Below are 19,811 nucleotides of genomic sequence, written 5' to 3' on the forward strand. Positions count from 1 at the left end.
GGGGATGCGCCTCCGCCTTGTGAGGGCACGTGGCTGGTGCGCGTGATGAGGAGCCCTCACCCGTGGGGGCGTGGGGAGCGACGAGAGGTCATCGCTTGGAGATTCGCGGGACGGTGCACGTCATGCGAGCCCTCGCGCGCAGGCCCATGGACGCAGATGAGGGGTCAGCTCATCGAGCGCTCGGGGGCAGTGCGCGCCCGGGACCTCTCGCATGCAGGCGCAGCTGCGACTACGGGAGCCCCACTCGTGGGTGTTCGCGGTGACCGTCTGCGTGACGTGACGTCATGCACAGGGGGCTGGGAGACATCGGCCCCCGTGCCGCGCCTCGAAGCGCGAACGGTTTGCGCTCAGCGCGTCCGCGTCGAGGGGACTTGCCGCGCCATCGCGGCGGCTTGCGCCAGACGTTTGCGCAGCTGGAGAACGACGTCGTGGAGGTAGTCGAGCCGCTCGACGACGCGCAGGTCATCCCCCGCGTTGACCAGGCTCACGGGGGACAGCGGGCCCGTGCGCAGCGTGCCCAGGAGCTCGGCGAAGTGGGCTTCGACGTCGCCGAGCGCATCCAGACCCTCTCTCAAGTCATCCTCGAGGAGGTCGACGAGCACCGCCGCATCCGCGCGGGCGGGAAGGGCACGCGCGAGACGCTCGGTGGCCACTCGGACCGGGTCGGCCTGGCGCGAGAGCACGGGGGCGGCGAGGGCGAGAGGGGGCATGCGCTCGACGCTACAGGTCCGTAGCATGTCGTCAATTTTCCCGCCCCCTCTTCACCTCCTCAGTGCGCTGCCTGGAGGGCCTCGCGGTGCTTCTCCAGGAAGCTCGCGATGCTGGCCGGCGCACCCCCCGTGAGCTCCGCGACGGCGGGCGAAGGCTTGTCCATCCGCCCTTCGGCCACCGCCACATCGAAGGAGGCAATGGCCTCGGCCAGGGGGGCGGGCAGGCCGTGGGACACCATGCCCGCGGTGAGGCTCGCGGCGTCGACGGCAAGGTACTGCACGGGGCGGCCCGTCAGCTTGCTGACCAGCCGCGCCAACTCCTCGTGACTCACCGCCGCGGGTCCCGTGACATCCAGCGTGCGCTTCCCATCAAAGGCCGAGACGAGCGCCGCGACGGCCGCGCGAGCGCAATCCTCGCGCGTGACGAAGGCGGTAGCCCCTGTACCCGTGGCGGCGATGAGCTGCCCTGTCGCCACGGCCCTGGGCAGGCTGTGCAGCAACAGGTCGGCGTAGAAGTTGTTGCGCAGCACGGTGAAGCCCAGGCCGCTCTTCTCCAGCGCCTGCTCCGTCGCCCAGTGGTCCTTGGCGATGGTGACCGGAGAGTCCGGCTCGGGGCGGGTGAGGGACGTGTAGACGATGTGGCGGACTCCCGACCGGCGGGCCGCGTCCACCGCGTTCTGGTGCTGGGTGATGCGACGCCCAGGAACGTCGAGCGCGTCCGTGCTGATGAGCAGCAGTCGCTGCGCGCCAGCGAAAGCGGCGTCGAGAGAGGCGGCATCATCGAAGTCCGCCTTGCGCACGACGACACCACGTGCCGCCAGGTCCGCGAGCTTCGAGGGCTCTCGCGTGGTGACGATGAGGGGGCCGCGGTGGGACTCCAGCAGCAGCTCCACGACGCGGCGGCCGAGGTGACCAGAAGCTCCAGTGACGAGCAGGGTGGGAGAGGAGGCGGACATGGGCAGGCTCCAAGTGGCGGGGGTGTGGCTTCGACTTCCGCATCAAGAGGTATCGGGCCGCCTCCCGCTGCACAATGTCCGCTCCTGGAGCATACTGTTCCACGGGAGGAACAATGGACCTGAACCAGCTCGCGCTCTTCGTCACCGTCGCCGAGGGAGCCAGTTTCTCCACCGCGGCGAAGAAGCTGGGCATGCCCAAGTCATCGGTGAGTCGGGGCATCGCCCAACTGGAGTCGTCGCTGGGGGTTCAGCTCCTCCATCGCACGACGCGCCGAGTGTCGCTGAGCACCGCGGGCCAGTCGCTGTACGAGCGCGTGTCGCCGATGCTCGCGTCGCTGCGCAAGTCGGTGGGCGAGCTTCCCGAGCTGGAAGATGAGCCGTCGGGAGAGCTGCGGCTGACCGCGGTGGTGGACTGGGGGGCGACGCTGCTCGCGGATGTCGTCACGCGGTTCGTGGCCCGCTACCCGGCGGTGAAGGTGGACCTGCACCTGGACAATCGTGTCGTGGACCTGGTGGCGGAGGGCTTTGATGCCGCGCTCCGGTTGTCCCTCTCGCCACTGAAGGACTCAGCGCTGCGTGCTCGCCGACTGGGTCCGCTCACGCTGCGCCTCTATGCCTCGCCCGGCTATCTCGCGCGCCGAGGGACGCCTCGTCATCCTCGCGAGCTGGCGAGCCATTCGTGGATTGCGTTCCGCTCGGAGATGCCCTTGCGGTTGGCGGGGCCCGGGGACGAGACGAGCCCCGTGCCTCGCATGGGCGTCATCCGATGCGATGACATGTTCTTCATGCGAGAGACACTTCGCTTGGGCGCGGGCATCGGCTTCCTGCACTCGCTGCTCGCGGAGCCCGAAGTCACCGAGGGGCGACTGGTCCCCGTGCTTCCGAAGTGGAGCATCGCGGCGGGGAGCGTGTGGTTCGTCTCCACCGCCGAGCGACACATGCCGCGCAAGGTGGCGGCCTTCAGGGACTTCTTGATGGATGCGTTGAAGCACAGGCCGCTGCCGCCGTGAGCAGACGGGCGCGCGGCGGCGCCTCTTGCGCTACAGCGAGCCCAGGAACCTCAGGACGGCGCCGCGCTCATCGGCGGACAGGGCCCTGAAGCCATCGCGCGCCGGCAGTGCCTCACCGCCATGCCAGAGGATGGCTTCCTCGATGGTGCGTGCACGGCCGTCATGCAGGAATCCGGAGTAGGGCAGCACGGTCTGCGTCAGTCCCAGTCCCCACAGCGGGGGCGTGCGCCACTCGGTTCCCGTGGCCGCGCCATCCGGCCGTCCATCCGCGAGCTCAGGCCCCATGTCGTGCAACAGCATGTCCGTGTACGGATGGATGCGCTGCCACGAGACCTCCGCGACGGGATGAGCTCCCGTCTCCAGTGTCTCCCTGTGACAGGCCTCACACCCCAGCTTGCTGAACAGCTTCTCTCCGCGTTGGACGGTGGGGTCGTCCAGGAACGTGCGTGCCGGCACGCCCAGCGACTGCGAATAGAAGACCGCGTCCTGGAGCACGTCGGCGGAGACCTCGAACGTCCCGTCCGCTTCGGGGAAGAGCGGGGTCGTCAGGCCCATGTCGTTGAAGTAGGCCTCGGCGGACTGCTGAACGAGGGTGGGGCTGTTCGCCTTCCACCCGAAACGTCCGGGCACGAGCGTGCGAGTCGCCACATCCCAGACCTCGTTCATCCGCCCGGAGATGCCGTCGCTGTTCCGGTCATCCGGGTCCTCGAGCGAGCGCAGGGTTTCGACTGGCACCGCCTCGAGCAGCCCCAGCCCGAAGACCGGGGGCGGCAGGCGCAGCGACATGAGCATGTCGGGCGGAAGCGCGGAGCCATCCGTGGGGGTGATGCGCACCCGAGGCGAGCGAAGCGTGTACGACGCCCCATCGGGGTACTGTCCCGCGTGCTCCACCCAGGAGAGGGAGAGGCTTGCTTCCGGAGCAACGCCAACGGTGGCGCGGTCCTGCACCTGGAACCCGAGGCCCGGGACGGGAACCGCGCCCCGAGGATGGTCAGGGGTCCCATGGGGGAGGCTCACTCGCACGAGGAGCTGGGTGCGCTGGATGTTGTGGCCCATCACCGGAAGGCCGCGACCATTGCGCAGGTGGCAGTTGTTGCAGGAGTCGTTGTTGAACGTGGGGCCCAGCCCCGGGTTGATGCGCGAGGGGGCCGGCACGAATATCGCCGCGAAGGCCGCGTCGCCCTCCCGGTGGGGGCGGTCATTCTCCGGCAAGAGGTTGTTCGCCGGCTGCATGAACGCCAGCGACGAGCGGTCATCGATGGTGGTGGCCCCGCCCGCACGCGGTGGGGCGAAGGGCACACCTGGTGCCTCCTCTCCACAGCCGGCGGTCCACAGCAGCAAGGCTCCCCACATCGCGGCACGTCGCATGGCGTTCATTCGCTCTTGTTCCGCGGTCGGGTGCTACTTGGTGAGCAGGGGCTGCACCTCGCCCTGGAACGTCTCGAGGAGCGTGCGGATGGCCGTCTGGGCCGTCTGGATTTCGTCCGCCGACGCGGCGTCGTTGATGGACTCGCGGAAGGGCTCGGGGATAGCAGCCAGCGCGGTGACGGATGCGGCAATCTGTCCGCGAATCTTGACGTCGAGCGCGCTGCCCACGCCCACCACGTCCTGAAGCGACGTGCCCTTCTTCGTCTCACCCTGCAGGTGGCCCAGGTACACGTTCTCCACGCTGCGGATGTTGTTGGTGAAGTCGCTCAGCGAGTTGTATGCGAACTGGCTCTCCACCTCGTTCGGGTCACCCGAGTCGAACGGAACGGCGATCTTCCCGTTGGCCACCTCGTCGAGGATCTCGACGATGCCCGTCACGATCTCCTGTGCGGCGGCGTGGACGGACGGATACGCGGTGTTGCCGGCCTTGCCCGCGGTCGCCAGCGTGTCGCGGAACGGCGGGTTGCCGTCGGAGGGCTGAATCCAGAGGGTGTGCACCACCGTGGCGACACGCTTGAGCTCCGTCGCAGTCGCCAGGAGGTAGTCGAACTCCCGCGGCGTGATCTGCCCCACCGTCTTGGTGCCGCCATCGCCGAAGATGAGGAACTCCACCGTGTGGAAGCCCTTCTGCGAGTTCTCGAGGTTGCCCATGTACTCCGGCGTGAGGACGTCGCCGTTGTTGAGCACCTTCTGGAGGTCGACGAGGTTCAGGGGCCAGCTGTCCATCGCGGGGTCATAACCACCGGCGACAGGGCCGAAGAGGAAGCCTTCGCTCTGCTCCCACGGAACGCGTGCCGCCTGCCAGGCCTGCTTCGCGGCATTCAGCTTCTCCGCGGAAGGAGCGGTCGCGAGCGCCTTGCAGGCCGCGTCCAGCTCCGTCATCCGCGTGGCGAGCTTCGCGTAGGTGGGAACGACCACCTGGTCCGCGAACGTGATGATGAGCTCCGAGTTGACCTTGGAATCCGGCGACTCGCAGCACGGTTCCGCGTCGTCACCGCAGCCACCGAGGAACAGGGCTCCGGACAGCAGCGCCGGCGCGAACGCCAGGCGGAGGGGCAGGGACATGCGCTTCATGACAGACCTTTCTTTGGGGGGAGGGGGCGCTGGATGTGGCCAGCGTCAGTAGTTGAAGCCCGTGGCGAGCCGCAGGGTGTTCTCCGGGCGGTAGACGGCTGAGCCCAGGCGTCGGTGGCCGAAGTCGATCTTCGCGAAGGCCACGTTCATCAATTGGTACGAGACGCCCACCGTGTAGACGGAGCGGCGGAATCGCGGGTTGTCGAACAGCTCCGCGCGCGGCTTGAACTGCGAGTCGACGTAGTCGTAGCGGACGAACGGGAAGAGCTGGTGGTCACCACCCAGGCCGACGACGGGCGCGATGTCGTAGCCAACCTCGCCCCACACGGCCAACGCGTTGTCGGACACGGGCGTGCGCTGCACCCCGAGCAGGTTGGACAGGCGCGCGTTGCGCTGCGAGATGGCCTCCGCGTTCTTCAGGTGGCCCCACATCACCAGCGCCTTCGCGCTCCACGATCCCTTTCGCACCGAGAGGTGCGCGTCGAGGATGGTCAGCGGCGCGGACACATAGCCGCACGGAGCGACCTCCGCTTCGTTGTTGGCGTTCTCGCAGTTCTTCACCAGGTCCGCCTTGGGGCGGTTGCGCGTGGTGTCGCCGTAGTAGGCGGAGGCGCCAAAGGTGAATCCATCGAAGTGGGTCACGTCGACGCGCGCCACCACGGCCATGTCCGTGGCGCGCTGCACCTCGAAGCGGCGCTGATGCCCACCCACCACCCAGTTGCGCGAGCTGAAGCCCGTGGAGTCCAGTCCGTTGACCAGCTGTCCGGTGAGGCGCAGGCCCCAGGGGAACTTGTAGCGCAGGCGCAGGCCCATCTCGTCCCACGTGTTGGGGATGATGCTCGTCTCCGCCTCGTCACGCGTGGTGCCCAGGTAGTCGATGGGGCGCGAGAACTCACTCAGCGTCCCCACCGCGACATAGAAGCGACCCACCGTGAGCGAGGCGTTCTGGCCCAGCTTCTTGGAGAGGAACAGCTCCTCCACCAGGATCTCGCCGCCCTTGTCCAACTCCTGCTCGAACTCGCCGAACTCCTCGTACTCGAGCTCCATCGCGGTGCCCGTGCCACCGTGCTCGAACTCGACCTCGACTTCCGCCTCGAGGCCGTAGTCGGGCAGCACGCCCTTCAGTTCCACCACCAGCCGCGTCGTGTCGAACTCCACGCGTGAGTCGCGCTGCGAACCACGAGCCCGGTTCTGGTTGAGCCCGTGGTTGAAGTACGCGAACTGAAGCTCTCCATACGAAGTGAAGAACGCCTCCAGCTTCGGGCGCTTCGGAAACAACGACACCGGAGCGGGCTGCTCCGGCACCGGGGCGGGCGTCGCGTCCGGGGAAGGCGTCGGGCTGGAGGCTGGCGCGTCAGCGGGCGCGGGCGTCGGGCTCGCGGGGGCGGCAGGCGCGGGACTCGCCGGCTCCGAAGCCGCGGGCGCGGAGGCCATCGCTGGCGCCGGGGGCGACTCCCCCGAACCGGTGGAGCCATCCGCGCGGGCAACCGCCGCGGAGAGCATCAGGGTGGAACAGAGCAACAGCGACGACGGAACGGAGCGAGGACGAGCGGGCATTGGTGCGCCGCGCACCCTACGCTCATGATTTTGATTTTGCAAACCAGAATCAATTTAGGCTCAAAAGGAAAGGCCCGAGAGCACGGCTCATCGGGCCTCGAGGACGAAGGGGCGTCGCCTCAGCGACTCACCACTTCATCTCTTCCTTGCCAGGGCCAGCCTCCTGTCGCTTCTCGCCGGGGCGGCTCACGCCGGTGAGCGTGGCGCGCACGGTGCCCAGGTCCAGCGTGCCGACGGCGGCCAGGGGCAGCCTGCGGGCATCGTCGGAGATCCACACGTGGACCTCGCGCTTCTGCTTCGGGCGGTCCAGGCGCACGGCGATTCCGGACAGGTGCCACGCGTTGAACTGACCCAGCGGGGTGGTCACCTGCTCCTTCTTGAGGACCTGTCCCTGCATGCGCCACAGCCTGCGCACGCCGTAGACGTCGAAGCAGACGCTCATGTTCTCCTCGAGTGGGAGCTGGCGCAGCAGGTAGATGGAGCCCGCGACGTCGAGGCCATCCTTGTCGTAGGTGTAGTTGAACTGGCCCTTGCTGCGCTGGCCAATCTGGTAGTCGACCTTGATGGCGCGGTCCTTGTGCGTGAAGGCGACCTCCACCTTGCGGCGCAGCTCGTTCTCCGTCGCGTCCTCCACGTAGCGCCGAGGACGCAACGTGCGAGGGTGGAGCCAGGTGGTGGCGCTGCCTCGGACGCGGCGGACCTTGGAGAAGAAGGAGTTGGTCTGCGCCTCCGCCAGCACGGGGATCTGCCCGTTCTGTTGCTTCTGGACGCGCAGGGTCATCTTCCCGGCCTGGGCGCCCATGGCATCCAGGTCGAACTCCAGCACCTCGCCGGGCATGAACGTCAGCGGCATGCGCAGCGCGGGCAGGGCCTGGGCGCAGGGCTCGACGGTGAGCGGAGGCTCCTCGATGGGAGCCGCCGAGTGGGTGTCAGCGGGCTTCTCGGCGTCGGGCTTGTCGGCCTCCGTGTCCGGAAGCTGGGCCCAGGCGGTACCGCTGGAGCACAGCAGCAACCAGGTCGCGAGCAGGGGGCGCAAGGAGCTCATCCTTCTTCCTTCCACTGGGGACTACGGGGTGCTCTCGGGCGTGTGACGTCCCGAGCGCTTCGCAAATTCGGAGGTGGACCATCGCTGCCGGAGCCGCGCCGTCACGACCTGGCGGACCTGGGCCCATTCTCTCGCATCCTGGCGGATGTCCCAACCGGACCGGACGAGCTGGCGCGCCGCGTCTCGGGCGAACTTCTCGTCGCCCAGCCTGGCGAGCAGCCGCAGGTACTCGAAGTCCTCCAGGCCGTCCCTCAAATGCTTGAGACGCAACGACGGCACGGGCTGGTGTCGAGAATCTCCCAGGCGCTCGGGAGTCCCTGGATAGAAGAACGTCCCGTCTCCGTTGCCGCCGAACTCGAAGAGGTCCTTCCAGGGGTCCTTCTTCGTGTTGTAGGCGAAGACGGTGTCGAAATAGAGCTCGCCGTCCACGCCGTTGACGAACGCCAGTGGCCCCATGGCCCGGTTGAGCATGGCGGAGTGGTCCACCATGTACGAGGCCCACCCGCTGTAGGCCCGCTCCTGCGCGGCCTCTGTCGACGCGCCCCCGTTGCAGCCGTGGGAATTGCAACTCTGATACCACCACACCTGGGTTCCAGAGCGCAGTTGCTTGCGCAGCTCGGTGACGGTGTGGATGGCGCGGCACGTCGCGGGGCCGGGGCGGGGGAAGAAGCAGTTGAGCGTGGGCGCGAGGATGTCCGCGGCGGCGGGGAGTTCGCCCTCCATCGGCGTGGTGATGAGCACTCGGGCGCCCCCGGCTTCGCGGACGCGGCGCGACTGGGTCAACACCAGCGGCACGTCCTGCGGCTTGGGTTCGTCCTTGGCGTAGAAGAAGAGCTGCGTGGGCCAGTCCTTCTTCCGGAAGTGCTCCACGAAGGCGCGGTAGTAGGCGACCCGTTCCGCCTCCGTGTGGGCCTTCTTGTTGTCGCGCAGGTCCGTCGTGGTGAAGCGGGCACCGGAGGGCAGCAGGCTTCCGTCGAGGAAGGGCGCCATCTCCGCGTCGTACTCCCGCCAGTCGACCACGGCCCGGCCGTCCTCGAAGCGCACCGGCGGCGGCGACATGCTCATGCCGTGCGCACTCACGCGGTGCTCCAACAGCATGCGCGCGTACGCACGCAGCAGGGCCTTCGCCTCGGACGACTCCGCGTTCAGCCCATGGCCTCGGGCGATGCTCAGCTGCGAGATGCCGAAGCTCGTGGGCAGCGAGGCCGTCGCCGGCAGCACGAAGGGCTGCACCTCCACCGTGAAGGGCACCGAGACGTGCTCGCGTGAGTCGAGGCGCGCGCGCAGCTTGCCTCGGTACGTGCCGGGCTCCTGGCTCTCGGGCGCGCAGACCTCCACGTAGAGGACCGCGGGCAGCTCCGGGTGCTCGACGGGCGCGCTCACGGGGAGGAGCGGGTCGGGCCAGGGGCCCTTGGCGCCCTGTGCGTTGGAGGGCACCGCCACGTCCAGATATCCCTCGCGCCAGAGGGCCGCGCGCAGCGGCGCTCCGGGGCCCTCGAGAAACAGCGAGGGGACTTTCAGCTGTCGCACCGAGCCGGGGAGCACCACCTGCACTCCCTCGCACTCACCGCGCGCCACGCTCACCCGGGCCTGGCGAGTGCCCTGGAGCGAGGCTCCAGGTCTCACCTTGACCAAGGGGGACACCACCTCGGCTTCCGGCGTGGCGGCCATCGCCGCCATCACCACCCACGCCCATTCCGCGCCCATCCGCCCCCTTCGCTCTCCAGCGGTCCTACCCGCCACCGCCCTCCGCGCGCGCCACCGTCACGGCGCGCCCGGGTTGATAGTCCGTGATTTCCGCCACCACCGTGCCCAGGACCAGGTCCGCCTCCACACGCACCAGCACGTGCCGGCTGTCCGCCGTGAAGTAGACGACCATGTCCCGCTTCGTGTTCAGGTTGCCGCCGAACTCCGCCTGCACCCGCGTCTTGAAGACCTCCTGCTCTCCGAGCTCCGTCTCGAGCGTCTCGCGCGACTCCACCTTCGCGCGCATCGTGAAGCTCTTGCTGCCGGTGAAGACCGGGAAGGCGTACTCGCCGCCGACGACCAGCACCTGGTTGCGCAGCGCGAAGGTGGCGCCCGTCACGTCCAGCGTGCCTTCGGTGAGCTCCGCGGTGGACTCGCGCGGCGCCTCGCCTTCGCGCTGCTTCACCACGTGGGCGCTCTTGCCATCCGGGCTTATCTGGATGCGCTGGCGGCGGCGCTTGCCGTTCTCGTCCGCGTGCAGCTCGCTGCCCGCCACGCGCTGCGTGTCCGCCTGCCAGTAGGACACGAACTTGTCCTTGATGGGCCAGACGCCGATGAGCGCTTCCGAGCGCGCCACGGCGACGATGGGCCACACGTCCACCCCCCATTGCTTCATCGGCGCGCCCACCGTCACCTGCGCGGTGCCGGCCGTGACGCCGAAGTACTTCACGCGATACTGGGCTTGCTCACCGGGGCTGAACGCCGAGGTCGTGGGGGCTTGCTGGGCCAGGGCCGACGCGGACCAGACCAGGCCCGCCACCACCGCCGCGAACCCCCAATTGGACTGCGTAAGCATCGAGTGAGCTCCCTCGCTTGGACGTTAAGTAGCGTGGCTGCATGCCGCCAGGCCTTGCCCCGAACCATTCCCGCCACTCCACATTTCCCACTGACGCGCCCGCCCGGCGGGCATTCAACGGACGCACGTCCACCCGGCCGTGGGGGCACCCCGAGGGCGAGCGTCCCCGCAGTCTGGCACGGGGGAGCCCCAGGACGCCTCTTTCCACCCCCAGGCAGGCCGCTCTCCAGGCGAGTCGAGCATGTCCACCGGCGGACACCACTGCTAGCCTGCAAGGCTGGCACATCTCCAGCCCGGAGGTGCCTTGCCCGGAGGCGCGGGAACATGGCCGGTGACTACGACTTCGACGACGACGACCACAAGGAATCCGCGACGGGGGGAAGCCGCAAGGAGTTCGACTGTCCGGGCTGCAATGCCAACAACCCCGTGGACGACGGCTACGGCGACGGTGACGAGCTGCGCTGCAACTACTGCGGCTGCGAGTACAAGGTCACCGTCAACGCGGAGGGCCGCGTGAAGTTCAAGGAGATTTGAGGGCGCGGAAGGGGCGCCCCCGAGTCTCAGGTGCGCTCGCCGAAGACGGCGGTGCCCACGCGAACGTGCGTGGCACCCGCATGGATGGCCCGCTCGAAGTCGTGCGTGGTGCCCATGGACAGCTGGGGCAGCCCGTGGTGCTGGGCCAATTCCCGCAGCGCCTGGAAGTACCCGAGCGCACGCGCCTCGTCGTCCGTCGGCGGGGGCAGCGACATGAGCCCCACCAGCGCCAGGCCCGGCAACGCGCGCACCTGCGTGAGGAACTCCGGCAGCGCGGAGGGCTCGAGGCCGGACTTGGTGGACTCGCCGCCCACGTTGACCTCGACGTAGCAGGGCAGGGGCGTGGTGCCCTCGCGCCGCTTGGACAACTCGCGCGCCACCTCCAGCCGCTCCAGCGCGTGGAAGGCGTGGGCCACCTTGGCCACGTACTTCACCTTGTTCGTCTGGAGCGGGCCGATGGCATGCCAGCGAAGACCTTCCAGGTCGGCCAGCTCCGCGGCCTTGTCCCGCAGCTCCTGGGCGTAGTTCTCCCCGAAGTCGCGCTGACCCGCCGCGTAGGCCTCCCGGATGAGGGCCGCCGGCTTCAGCTTGGACACCGCCACCAGCGTCACCGACTCCACGGGCCGGCCCGCACGTACACAGGCCTCCGCCACGCGCGCACGCACCGACGCCAACCGCTCCGCGATTCCAGAACCCATGCTCAACGCTTCCAGGCCAGGGGCACGCCCGCGCGCTCCATCAACGCGAGGGTCTCCCCCAAGGGCAGGCCCACGACATTGGTGGGGCTTCCGTCCACGGAGGCGACCAGGAAGCCGCCCTTGCCCTGGATGGCGTAGGCGCCCGCACGGTCCACCGGTTCCCCGGTGCTCACGTACCAGTCGATTTCCGCGGCGCTCAACGCGCGGAAGGTGACGCGGGTGTGCACCGCCAGCGCCTCTTCGTGCCGGCCCGCGAGCGCGACGCCGGTGAAGACGTCATGCGTCTTTCCCGACAGTCGGCCGAGCATCTCGCGGGCTTCGTCCGGGCTCTGGGGCTTTCCGAGCAGCTCGGTGCCGACGGCCACGGTGGTGTCCGCGGCCAACACCCAGGCTCCCGGGGAGCGGGCGGCCACGACGCGCGCCTTCTCGCGGGCCAGACGCAGGACGTAGGCCCTGGCCTCCTCGCCCGGGTGGGGCGTTTCGTCGATGTCCGCCGCGGAGACGGTAAAAGTGAGTCCCAATTGCGACAAGAAGTCGCGGCGGCGGGGTGAACCCGAGGCCAGGACGAGCAACGTTTGATCAGCGTGCGTGTGCATGTTACGGCTCCAGGCGTCCTTAGCAGACTTGCGCCTCGGAGTGGACTCTACGGATGAATCCCGCGGACCTCCTGTCGGCCATGAAGCGGACAGTGGAGCAACTGGCCGCCTACAACGAGATGGCGAAGGCGTTGACGTCCACGCTGGAGCTGCGCGAGGTGCTCGCGCTCGTGATGCAGAAGGTCAGCAGCCTGCTGCTGCCTCGCAACTGGTCCCTCATCCTCCTGGATGAGCGCACCGGAAAGCTCTCCTTCGAAATCGCCGTGGGCGAGGGCGCGGGGGTCCTCAAGGGCCTCCAGCTCAATCCCGGAGAGGGCATCGCCGGCGCCGTCTTCTCCTCGGGCGTGGCGCGGCTCGTCCACGATGTGGGCGGAGACCCCAGCTTCTCGCCCCGCTTCGATGAGGCGTCCGCCTTCCACACCCGCTCCATCCTCGCCGTGCCGCTCCTGTCGCGAGGCCACGTGCTGGGCGTCATCGAGCTGGTCAACGGTCCCACCGACCCGCCCTTCTCCAACGACGACCTCACCACGCTGACGGCCATCGCGGACTACGCGGCCATCGCCATCGAGAACGCGCGCAACTTCCGCCGGGTGCAGGAGCTCACGATCACCGACGAGCACACCGGCTGCTACAACGCCCGGCACCTGCGCGCGCTGCTGGACACGGAGGTGAAGCGCTCGGCGCGCTTCCGCCACCCGCTGTCGCTCGTGTTCCTGGACCTGGACCACTTCAAGAGCGTCAATGATCGGCACGGGCACCTGATGGGCAGCGCCACGCTCAAGGAAGTGGGCGACCTGCTCATGGCCCAGGGGCGCAACGGCCTGGACGCTGTCTTCCGCTACGGCGGCGACGAGTTCGCCATCCTCCTGGTGGAGACGGACCAGGACGGCGCGACGCAAATCGCCCAGCGCGTGTGCGACGCGTTCCGAGGTCGCTCCTTCCTCGTCGACCACGGCCTGGACGTTCGCGTCACCGCCAGCGTGGGCGTGGCCACGTTCCCGGACCATGCCACCTCCGCGGTGGACCTCATCCGCTCGGCGGACTTCGCCATGTACGGGGCCAAGGCGCGGGGCCGTGACGGCATCTGCGTCGCGGAACAGCCCCGCTCCGACTCGAGCGGCGGCGGCTCCGACGTCCCCTGACCGTGCTTCGAAAAGACCAAGGGCCGGGGAGGGAAGTACCCTCGGCCCGGCCCTCGTGGGACTGCACTGGGGAGCGGACTACCCCGCGCCAACCACCGAGTCGATGGCCTCGGTGTTCGTCACGACGTTGCCGTTCTTCTTCAGCGCCTTGAGGAAGGAGTCCGTCACCTCGATCTGCTTGGCCTGCTCGGCCTGGGTGCGCAGCGCGTCCTTCTTCTGGTCGAAGCCCGCGGCATCCGGCTTCTGACGCTCCACCACCTGCGCGACCACGAAGCCCTCGCCCACCGGGAAGACCTCACCCAGCACCTGCGGAGCACTGGCCGCGAAGGCCGCCTTCACCAGCGCGGGCGCGGGGCCCAGGTGCGGCACGGCCTCACCCTCGGCGGTGAAGCTGTCGGTCTGCACGGCCTCCGGACGGGTCTCCGTCTCGAAGCGCAGCAGCGCGGGCTGCTCCTTCTCCGGCGGGAAGAGGTCCTTCATCACCTTGCCGGCCTGCACGTCGGCCAGCGCCTTCTGGGCCTCCGTCTTGGCCTGCTCCTTCGCGCGGTCCTGCTTGAAGAGGGTGGTGGCAATCTCGTCCTGGACGTCTTCCAGCTTCTTGTCCTGGGCCGCCTGCTTCTCCTCCACCTTCACCAGGTGCACGCCGAACTTCGTCTCCACCGGCGCGGTGACCTCTCCGGCCTTGAGCGAGAACGCCGCGTTCGCCAGCGCCGGCTCCCAGCTGCCGCGCTCCACCCAGCCCAGGTCGCCACCGCGCGCCTTGCTGCCCGGGTCCTCGCTGCTCTCGCGAGCCACCGCGGCGAAGTCCTTGCCGCCGTCGAGCTCCTTCTTCAGCGCCTCCGCCTTCTTCAGCGCCTCCGCCTTCTGCTCGGCGGTGGCGTCCGGGGGCAGCTTCACCAGCACCTGGCGGGCGCGGATGCGCTCGGGCTGCTGGTAGACGAACTTGTTCGCCTCGAAGTAGTCCTTGATCTCCTTCTCGTGCGCCTTCTTCCACTCGGCGAGCTGGGCGGCGGTGGGCGCCGCGACCTTGTCCGCGTACATGGAGGGCAGGAAGCGCGCGAAGACGACCTTGGCCTGGTTGCCGTCCTTCTCGTAGCGGGCCCGGACCTCGTCCTCGGAGACGGCCGCGTTGGAGCGGACGACCTCAATCATCTTCTGGGCGGCGAGCTGGCGGCGCAGCTCACCCTCGAACTCCTGGGGCGTCTTCCGGTAGAAGTCGCGCAGCACCTGCTGATAGCGCGAGAAGTCGAACCCGCCCTCCTTGGCATGGAAGTCCGTGTTCTGGTGGATGAGCTTGCGCAGCTCCTCATCCGACGGGGTGATGCCACGCTGCTCGGCCGCCTGGGCGAGCAGTTCCGTGTTCACCAACCTGTCGAGCACCTGGTTGTGCATGCCGAACTGGCGTGCCACGGACTCAGGGATGGGGCTGCCCTGGGCGCGCAGCTGATTCATCTGCCGGGCCCAGGCGGTGGCGAAGTCGCGCAGCGGAATCTCCTTGCCGTTCACGGTGGCGACCGAGCCGGGGGCCGTGGTGGCCGGTCCCGAGGCGCCAAAGCCGGTGCTTCCCGGCCCGAACTGCAACGTGAACACCACCGCGATGCCGATGATGAACAGCAGGGAGAAGACCTTCCGGGGGTTCAGACCGTCCATTGTCGTCACTTCGAGAGCAAACGCGCCGAGAAAAGTCGTGCGGAAGGACTCGCGACGCGGTGTTGTTGGTAGCCCGGCCGGAGGGTGGTTGACCTGCGACCACCCCCCTCGCAGGGCCTTGACTGCCTAGGACACTGCACCGGAAAATGCAAGCGATTTAGAGAACTTAGCCGGACCCCCTTCCTTCATTCCTCCCTTCCACCCCGGAATTCCCCTCTGTGCTGTCGCTCCTCAAGCGATATCGGCGCCCCCTGATTGTCGGGGCCCTGTTGCTCTACCCTCTGGTCGCCTTCCTGCTGAGCGGGCGCAAGGGCAGGGACCCCAACCCCATCGACCGGGCCGTCATCGCCGTGACGTCCCCGGTCCAGCAGGCCCTCACGGCCAGCATCGAGGGGGCGGTGTCGGCCGTGCGCCACTACCTGGACCTGCGCGGGGTGCGTCAGGAGAACGACGCCCTGCGCCTGGAGAACCTCCAACTGAGGGCCTCGGTCCAGGCGCTGGGCGAGTCGCGCACGGAGAACGAGCGGCTGCGCAAGCTCCTGGGGTACGCGGAGGCGGCGGCCGGCCCGGAGATTCCGGCGCGGGTGGTGGGCGTCAATCCGGTGGCCAAGCTCCTGTCGGTGCGCATCAGCGGCGGTGAGAAGGACGGGGTGTTCCGGGGCATGTCGGTGGTGACGCCGGACGGAATCGTGGGGCAGGTCATCCGGGCGACCGGGAGCTACTCGGACGTGGCGCTGGTGACGGACCCGCAGAGCCGGGTGGCGGTGAGGGTGCAGCGCTCGCGGGCGCGGGGGACGGCCGCGGGGGCGGGTAATGGGCCCCTGAAGCTGGAGAACATGCTGCGCACCGAGGACGTGGACAACGGCGACCTCATCATTACGTCCGGCACGGATGGCATCTATCCTCCGGGGCTCGTGGTAGGCCGGGTGACGAACCTGGAGAAGAAGGAGCACGGCATGTTCCAGGGAGCGGACATCGTGCCGGCGGTGGACACCAGCAAGCTGGAGGAGGTGCTGGTGGTGGGCAGCCCGTACAGCGCCATGGCGCAGGGCAGCGCGGCGGAGGGCGCGTCGAAATGAAGTTCCTGGTGACGGTGGGCATCGCGCTGGCGCTGCTCACCTTGGAGTCGGTGGTCGTCAAGCAGGCGGGGCTGGTGCTCGGCCGCATCGATGTCACCGTGGTGCTGGTGGCCTTCCTCGCGCTGCGTGCCACGCTGCTCGAAGGGGCCTTCTCCGCGTTCGCGGTCGGCTATCTGTTGGACCTGATGAGCGGGCAGCCCACGGGGCTGTTCACCTTCCTCGCGGTCTTCACCTTCCTGGTGGGCCGGCTCGTCTCCACCTTCGTGGACGTGCGAGGCGCCTTGCCCTTCGCGCTGTTCGCGGTGGGCGCGGACGTGGGGCATGGGTTGCTCGCGGCCTTCTTCACCTGGCTGACGGTGAAGGATGGCGGCACGGGCCCGGTGCTCGCGGGGTTGCCCGTGCAGGTGGCGCTCACGGGCGCCGCGGCCCTGGTGCTCTTCCCGTTGCTGCGGCGCTTCGAGGCGGCGCAGGACCGGCCCGCGGGGTTGCTGAGGTGACGCCTCCGACGCTGGGGAACACGACGCCCGGACGCGAGCTGCGCCGGCGCTTCCTGTGGCTGGGCCTGGCCATGACGGCGGGCCTGGCGCTCTTGTCCATCCAGCTCTACCGGCTGCAAATCACCCGAGGCGAGGAGTACTCCGCCAAGAGCGTGGCCAACTTCGTCAAGGAAGTGCGGCTGCGCGCCGACCGCGGCGTCATCAAGGACGCGCGCGGCACCATCCTGGTCGACAGCCGCCCGTCCTTCGACGCGGTGGTGACGCCCGCCTTCTGCACCGACTGCGCGGAGCAGGTCATCCCGCGTCTCGCGGAGCTGCTCCGGTGGGACGCGGACCAGGCGAAGAAGGTGGAGGACCTGGTGCGCCAGGGCCGCCGCAACGCGCCCTTCCAGCCGGTGCCCGTGCGCGTGGACCTCACGCGGGACGAGTACGACCGGCTGGCCGCGCGCCGGGACATCCTCGACGGCGTGGAGGTGGCGCCCGTTCCGCACCGCCACTACCGGACCAACACGGTGCTGTCGCACGTGCTGGGCTACATGAACGAAATCACCCAGGAGGAACTGGAGCGGCTCAACGCGGATGGCTCGCGCTACGCCCTGGGGGACTACATCGGCCGCCGAGGCCTGGAGCGCTACTTCGAGCAGCGCCTGCGCGGCGCGGACGGCGTGCGCAAGGAAGTCGTCAACGCCCGCGGCCAGAAGATTGAAGAGCTCAACGTCAAGCTGGGCGACAACGCCGTGGTGCAGCCCAAGGCGGGCAGCAACCTGGTGCTGTCCATCGACATGCGCCTGCAAGAAGAAGCGGAGCGCGCATTCCCCGGCGTGACGGGCGCGGTGGTGGCCATCGACGTCAACACGGGCTTCATCCGCGCGCTGGTGTCCCGGCCGGGCTTCGATCCGAACCTCCTGACGGGCCGCGTGACGCCCACGCAGATGGCGCAGCTGTCCAGGGACCCGCTGGAGCCGATGATCAACCGCGTGGCCGCGGAGCACTACAGCCCGGGCTCCACGTTCAAGGTCGTCACCGCGCTGGCGGCGTTCAAGTCCGGCGCCTTCCGGCCGGAGACGATGGTGAACTGCCCCGGTGGCTACCGCCTGGGTGCGCGCACGTGGCGCTGCCACCTGGACCGGGGCCACGGCCTGGTCGACGGGCTGGTGGCGATGAAGAGCTCGTGCGACACGTGGTTCTACAAGGTCGCGGACACCATCGGCCTGGACCCCATTGGCGAGATGGGCAAGTCGCTGGGCCTGGGCAGCCCCACCGGCATCAACGTGGTGGCGGAGGTGCCCGGCATCATGCCCACCACCGCGTACCACGACAAAGCCTCACCGGGCGGCTACACCAAGGGCATGGCGCTCAACAGCTCCATCGGCCAGGGCGACAACAACGTCACGCCGCTGCAGCTCGCGCTCGTCTATGCGGCCATCGCCAACGGCGGCACGCTCTACAAGCCGCAGCTGGTGCAGCGACTGGAGAACCTGGACGGCCAGGTCGTCGAGGAGTTCCAGCCGGAGGTGGTCCGCAAGGTGGACCTGCCGCCCGCGCACCTGAAGGCGGTGATAGAGGGCCTGGTGAAGGTCGCCCACGAGCCGGGCGGCACCGCCTACCGCTCCCGCCTCAAGGTGATGCGCGACCTGGACATCAAGATCGCGGCGAAGACGGGCACGGCCCAGGTGGCGCGGCTGGGCGCCATCCGCCTGAAGACCCACCAGATGAGCTTCTTCGAGCGAGACCATGCGTGGTTCGCGGGCTTCGCTCCGGCGGACAAGCCGGAGCTCGCGGTGGTGGTGCTCAACGAGCACGGAGGCCACGGCGGCGCGGACGCCGCGCCCACCGCGATGGCCGTCATCCAGAAGTACATGGACCTGAAGACGCTGGACGCCACCGCGCCTCCGCCCAGGCCCAACCAACCCTATACCCCCACGCTCACGCGCGCTCCGTCGCCCGACGAGGCGGCCCTGACGCGCGGCGTGCGTCCTCCCAAGGTGCTGCTGCCGGGCGACGAGGAGTCGGAGGACACGCATGCAACTCAGGATTGAGCGGCGGATGGTGCCCCACGTCCCCTGGGGCCTCATCATCTGCGTGCTGGGCGTGGCCCTCCTGGGCATCTGGAACCTGGCCTCCGCGTCGCGTCCCCCGCTGGCGCCGGTGTGGTCCACCCAGGCGCTGTACCTGGGGTTGGGCGTCGCCGCCGTCCTGGTGGTGTGCCTGGTGGACTACCGCTGGATTCAGCGGATGGCGGTGCCCATCTACGTCGTCAACATCCTGGCGCTCATCGCCCTGCGCTTCGTGGGCCATACCGCCAAGGGCGCGGAGAGCTGGTTCGCCATCGGCCCGTTCCGCCTCCAGCCCGCGGAGTTCATGAAGATTGGCGTCGTGCTGATGCTGGCCAAGGTCTACCACGACGACTTCCGCCCCAATGAGCCGTCCTACAGCCTGCTGCGCCTGTGGAAGCCGGTGCTGGTGGTGGCGGTGCCCTTCATCCTGGTGCTGGTGCAGCCGGACCTGGGCACCGCGCTGATGATTGGCCTGTCCTCGCTCACCGTCATCCTCTTCGGGAAGGTGCGCTGGTACCTGGTGGCCACGCTGCTGGCGGCGGTGCTCGCGGGCGCCATCGTCATCTGGAACGACTACGTCCGGGACGTGCCGGAGCCCCGGCCCACCATCGTCCGGCACTACCTCAAGAAGCACCAGAGCCAGCGCATCTCCGGGTGGCTGGACCCGGAGGCGGACCTGCGCGGCAGCGGCTACCACGCGGCGCAGTCGAAGATCGCGGTGGGCAGCGGCGGCGTGTCCGGCAAGGGCTGGCGCGAGGGAACCCAGACGGGCCTGCGCTTCCTGCCGGAGCAGCACACCGACTTCATCTTCTCCGTGTGGGCGGAGGAGCACGGCTTCGTGCTGTGCACGTTGCTGCTCGTGCTCTATGGCGCCATCTTCATCTTCGGCCTGGGGGTGGGCTTCAACGCCCGAGACAGGTTCGGCGCCTTCGTCGCCGTGGGCGTCGTGGCCATGCTCTTCTGGCAGGTGTTCGAGAACATCGGCATGGTCATCGGCTTGTTGCCCGTGACGGGAATTACCTTGCCATTAATGAGTTATGGCGGGTCTTCCATGATGTCCGTGATGCTCAGTATTGGCTTGCTAGTGAACATCAGCATGCGCCGTCACATGTTCTGAGACGTCGCGAGTATTGACTCCCCGTTAGTGCTTCCTCGCGGGAGGCTCGGCGGACGCCCTGACAGTGGTGTATGAATCGCCCCACCAATTCCGGGGGGAGGGCAAGTCCCTCTCGGGCC

Annotated in this window: 18 protein-coding genes; 7 read left to right on the forward strand and 11 right to left on the reverse strand. The window is 68.7% G+C overall.

All coding sequences use genetic code 11. The features are described 5' to 3' along the window. Positions 1 to 347 precede the first annotated feature (347 nt). Complete coding sequence (locus tag MYSTI_RS14965; protein WP_015348605.1) at positions 348 to 710, reverse strand: hypothetical protein; 363 nt, start codon at positions 708 to 710, stop codon at positions 348 to 350. A gap of 59 nt (positions 711 to 769) precedes the next feature. Next, the gene (locus tag MYSTI_RS14970) at positions 770 to 1,666 is read right to left on the reverse strand and encodes an SDR family oxidoreductase (RefSeq protein WP_015348606.1); all 897 of its coding nucleotides are present in this window, start codon (positions 1,664 to 1,666) and stop codon (positions 770 to 772) included. 113 nt (positions 1,667 to 1,779) lie between these two features. On the opposite strand from MYSTI_RS14970, the gene MYSTI_RS14975 reads away from it, so the two are divergent. Beyond that, the gene (locus MYSTI_RS14975; RefSeq protein ID WP_015348607.1) at positions 1,780 to 2,676 is read left to right on the forward strand and encodes a LysR family transcriptional regulator; all 897 of its coding nucleotides are present in this window, start codon (positions 1,780 to 1,782) and stop codon (positions 2,674 to 2,676) included. Between the two features lie 30 nt (positions 2,677 to 2,706). Here MYSTI_RS14975 and MYSTI_RS14980 read toward each other — a convergent pair whose 3' ends face one another. The 6 genes from MYSTI_RS14980 to MYSTI_RS15005 all read right to left on the reverse strand — a co-directional run bounded on the left by MYSTI_RS14980 (position 2,707) and on the right by MYSTI_RS15005 (position 10,322). Then, positions 2,707 to 4,044: a di-heme oxidoreductase family protein gene (locus MYSTI_RS14980; RefSeq protein WP_044283667.1), complete on the reverse strand. Its 1,338-nt coding sequence runs from the start codon at positions 4,042 to 4,044 to the stop codon at positions 2,707 to 2,709. Positions 4,045 to 4,077: 33 nt separating this feature from the next. Then, positions 4,078 to 5,178, reverse strand: a complete 1,101-nt coding sequence (locus MYSTI_RS14985) for an imelysin family protein (RefSeq protein ID WP_015348609.1) — start codon at positions 5,176 to 5,178, stop codon at positions 4,078 to 4,080. Between the two features lie 45 nt (positions 5,179 to 5,223). After that, positions 5,224 to 6,750: a porin family protein gene (locus MYSTI_RS14990; RefSeq protein WP_233278278.1), complete on the reverse strand. Its 1,527-nt coding sequence runs from the start codon at positions 6,748 to 6,750 to the stop codon at positions 5,224 to 5,226. 112 nt (positions 6,751 to 6,862) lie between these two features. After that, positions 6,863 to 7,780 (reverse strand): DUF3108 domain-containing protein, encoded by a 918-nt coding sequence (locus MYSTI_RS14995; RefSeq protein WP_015348611.1) that lies wholly within the window; start codon positions 7,778 to 7,780, stop codon positions 6,863 to 6,865. 21 nt (positions 7,781 to 7,801) lie between these two features. Further along, the gene (locus MYSTI_RS15000) at positions 7,802 to 9,487 is read right to left on the reverse strand and encodes a DUF4091 domain-containing protein (RefSeq protein WP_015348612.1); all 1,686 of its coding nucleotides are present in this window, start codon (positions 9,485 to 9,487) and stop codon (positions 7,802 to 7,804) included. Between the two features lie 25 nt (positions 9,488 to 9,512). Then, positions 9,513 to 10,322 carry a DUF3108 domain-containing protein gene (locus tag MYSTI_RS15005; protein ID WP_015348613.1) on the reverse strand — a complete coding sequence of 270 codons (810 nt, stop codon included), beginning with the start codon at positions 10,320 to 10,322 and terminating at the stop codon, positions 9,513 to 9,515. Positions 10,323 to 10,646: 324 nt separating this feature from the next. Between MYSTI_RS15005 and MYSTI_RS15010 the strand changes: the two genes are divergently transcribed. Further along, the gene (locus MYSTI_RS15010; protein WP_015348614.1) at positions 10,647 to 10,856 is read left to right on the forward strand and encodes a hypothetical protein; all 210 of its coding nucleotides are present in this window, start codon (positions 10,647 to 10,649) and stop codon (positions 10,854 to 10,856) included. Positions 10,857 to 10,882: 26 nt separating this feature from the next. Here the strand turns inward: MYSTI_RS15010 and MYSTI_RS15015 are convergent, their stop codons facing one another. Continuing rightward, positions 10,883 to 11,554, reverse strand: a complete 672-nt coding sequence (locus MYSTI_RS15015) for a YggS family pyridoxal phosphate-dependent enzyme (RefSeq protein ID WP_015348615.1) — start codon at positions 11,552 to 11,554, stop codon at positions 10,883 to 10,885. A gap of 2 nt (positions 11,555 to 11,556) precedes the next feature. Beyond that, entirely contained in the window at positions 11,557 to 12,150 is a 594-nt protein-coding gene (locus MYSTI_RS15020) for a Maf family protein (RefSeq protein ID WP_015348616.1), read from the reverse strand. Positions 12,151 to 12,203: 53 nt separating this feature from the next. Here MYSTI_RS15020 and MYSTI_RS15025 point away from each other — a divergent pair, with 53 nt between their 5' ends. Then, positions 12,204 to 13,292, forward strand: coding sequence for a sensor domain-containing diguanylate cyclase (locus MYSTI_RS15025; RefSeq protein ID WP_015348617.1), 1,089 nt, complete (start codon positions 12,204 to 12,206; stop codon positions 13,290 to 13,292). A 78-nt stretch (positions 13,293 to 13,370) separates the two neighbouring features. Here the strand turns inward: MYSTI_RS15025 and MYSTI_RS15030 are convergent, their stop codons facing one another. Continuing rightward, positions 13,371 to 14,942 carry a peptidylprolyl isomerase gene (locus tag MYSTI_RS15030; RefSeq protein WP_015348618.1) on the reverse strand — a complete coding sequence of 524 codons (1,572 nt, stop codon included), beginning with the start codon at positions 14,940 to 14,942 and terminating at the stop codon, positions 13,371 to 13,373. Positions 14,943 to 15,160: 218 nt separating this feature from the next. Here MYSTI_RS15030 and mreC point away from each other — a divergent pair, with 218 nt between their 5' ends. The 4 genes from mreC to rodA are packed head-to-tail and all read left to right on the forward strand — an operon-like array spanning position 15,161 to position 19,692. Next, a complete protein-coding gene (gene mreC, locus MYSTI_RS15035) occupies positions 15,161 to 16,021 on the forward strand; it encodes a rod shape-determining protein MreC (RefSeq protein ID WP_015348619.1) in 861 nt (286 codons plus the stop codon). Beyond that, positions 16,018 to 16,518: a hypothetical protein gene (locus tag MYSTI_RS15040; protein ID WP_015348620.1), complete on the forward strand. Its 501-nt coding sequence runs from the start codon at positions 16,018 to 16,020 to the stop codon at positions 16,516 to 16,518. Before mreC ends, MYSTI_RS15040 begins: the two co-directional genes overlap by 4 nt. After that, positions 16,515 to 18,557, forward strand: coding sequence for a penicillin-binding protein 2 (gene mrdA / locus MYSTI_RS15045; RefSeq protein ID WP_015348621.1), 2,043 nt, complete (start codon positions 16,515 to 16,517; stop codon positions 18,555 to 18,557). The genes MYSTI_RS15040 and mrdA overlap by 4 nt, the downstream gene beginning before the upstream one ends. Then, complete coding sequence (rodA, locus tag MYSTI_RS15050) at positions 18,541 to 19,692, forward strand: rod shape-determining protein RodA (protein ID WP_015348622.1); 1,152 nt, start codon at positions 18,541 to 18,543, stop codon at positions 19,690 to 19,692. The genes mrdA and rodA overlap by 17 nt, the downstream gene beginning before the upstream one ends. Positions 19,693 to 19,811: the final 119 nt, after the last annotated feature.

The sequence above is a fragment of the Myxococcus stipitatus DSM 14675 genome, from assembly GCF_000331735.1.
Classification (GTDB): Bacteria; Myxococcota; Myxococcia; order Myxococcales; family Myxococcaceae; genus Myxococcus; species Myxococcus stipitatus.

What these genes read in the sequence shown, in the direction of transcription:
- MYSTI_RS15010 (WP_015348614.1), top strand. Translation starts at nt 10,647, where the DNA reads ATGGCCGGTGACTACGACTTCGACGACGACGACCACAAGGAATCCGCG.
- MYSTI_RS15025 (WP_015348617.1), top strand. Translation starts at nt 12,204, where the DNA reads ATGAATCCCGCGGACCTCCTGTCGGCCATGAAGCGGACAGTGGAGCAA.
- MYSTI_RS15005 (WP_015348613.1), bottom strand. Translation starts at nt 10,322, where the DNA reads ATGCTTACGCAGTCCAATTGGGGGTTCGCGGCGGTGGTGGCGGGCCTG.
- MYSTI_RS14965 (WP_015348605.1), bottom strand. Translation starts at nt 710, where the DNA reads ATGCCCCCTCTCGCCCTCGCCGCCCCCGTGCTCTCGCGCCAGGCCGAC.
- MYSTI_RS15000 (WP_015348612.1), bottom strand. Translation starts at nt 9,487, where the DNA reads ATGGGCGCGGAATGGGCGTGGGTGGTGATGGCGGCGATGGCCGCCACG.
- MYSTI_RS15020 (WP_015348616.1), bottom strand. Translation starts at nt 12,150, where the DNA reads ATGCACACGCACGCTGATCAAACGTTGCTCGTCCTGGCCTCGGGTTCA.
- MYSTI_RS14970 (WP_015348606.1), bottom strand. Translation starts at nt 1,666, where the DNA reads ATGTCCGCCTCCTCTCCCACCCTGCTCGTCACTGGAGCTTCTGGTCAC.
- MYSTI_RS14980 (WP_044283667.1), bottom strand. Translation starts at nt 4,044, where the DNA reads ATGCGACGTGCCGCGATGTGGGGAGCCTTGCTGCTGTGGACCGCCGGC.
- rodA (WP_015348622.1), top strand. Translation starts at nt 18,541, where the DNA reads ATGCAACTCAGGATTGAGCGGCGGATGGTGCCCCACGTCCCCTGGGGC.
- MYSTI_RS15040 (WP_015348620.1), top strand. Translation starts at nt 16,018, where the DNA reads ATGAAGTTCCTGGTGACGGTGGGCATCGCGCTGGCGCTGCTCACCTTG.
- MYSTI_RS14985 (WP_015348609.1), bottom strand. Translation starts at nt 5,178, where the DNA reads ATGAAGCGCATGTCCCTGCCCCTCCGCCTGGCGTTCGCGCCGGCGCTG.
- MYSTI_RS15015 (WP_015348615.1), bottom strand. Translation starts at nt 11,554, where the DNA reads ATGGGTTCTGGAATCGCGGAGCGGTTGGCGTCGGTGCGTGCGCGCGTG.
- MYSTI_RS15030 (WP_015348618.1), bottom strand. Translation starts at nt 14,942, where the DNA reads ATGGACGGTCTGAACCCCCGGAAGGTCTTCTCCCTGCTGTTCATCATC.
- MYSTI_RS14995 (WP_015348611.1), bottom strand. Translation starts at nt 7,780, where the DNA reads ATGAGCTCCTTGCGCCCCCTGCTCGCGACCTGGTTGCTGCTGTGCTCC.
- MYSTI_RS14975 (WP_015348607.1), top strand. Translation starts at nt 1,780, where the DNA reads ATGGACCTGAACCAGCTCGCGCTCTTCGTCACCGTCGCCGAGGGAGCC.